Here is a 577-nt window from a genome sequence, read left to right as displayed (position 1 = left end):
TGGCCCAGCGCGTCCGGCAGCGGGACGCCGGCGCCCAGCAGCACCGCCAGCACCCGCTCCACCCGGGCGGTCGCCGCCTGCCGGAGGATGGCGCCGAGCGCCGGCAGCCGCAGCAGCGCCGCATCCCGCCGCTGGCGGGCGCCCGGGGCGGCGCCGGCACGCAGGGCCAGCAGCGCTGCCGCCAGCAGCAGGACCAGGACCGGCAGCCCCCAGGCGCGGATCCAGGCGCCCGCCGCCAGCACGGTGCGGGTCGAGGCCGGCACCTCGCCGCCCGCGGCGAAGAGCGGCTCCAGCGCCGGCAGCACCAGCCCGGCCAGCACGCCGATGGTCACCAGGGCGAGGCCGAGGACGAGGACCGGGTAGGTCAGGCCGCTCCGCAGCCGCTCGGCCAGGCGGGCCTGCCGCAGCAGTTCGGCGGCCAGCCTCTCCAGCACCTCCGGCAGGCGGCCGGTGCCCTCCGCCGCCTGGATCGCCGCGGCGTACCAGCCGGGCACGGCGCCCGGCCGCGCCGCCACCGCCTGGCCAAGGCCGGCCCCGCCGCGCAGCCCCTCGCGCAGCGCCTGCAGCAGCCGGCGGG

At 81.6% G+C, this 577-nt stretch carries 1 protein-coding gene; it reads right to left on the bottom strand.

The features are described from left to right. On the bottom strand, nt 1-577 hold a 577-nt coding region (locus E2C05_RS32380; protein WP_192912576.1), incomplete at both ends, for a type II secretion system F family protein.

It is taken from the genome of Paracraurococcus ruber (assembly GCF_004353985.1).
Classification (GTDB): Bacteria; Pseudomonadota; Alphaproteobacteria; order Acetobacterales; family Acetobacteraceae; genus Paracraurococcus; species Paracraurococcus ruber.
The sequence above is the reverse complement of the archived record's forward strand: the minus strand, read 5'-3'. Positions and strand labels throughout refer to the sequence as shown.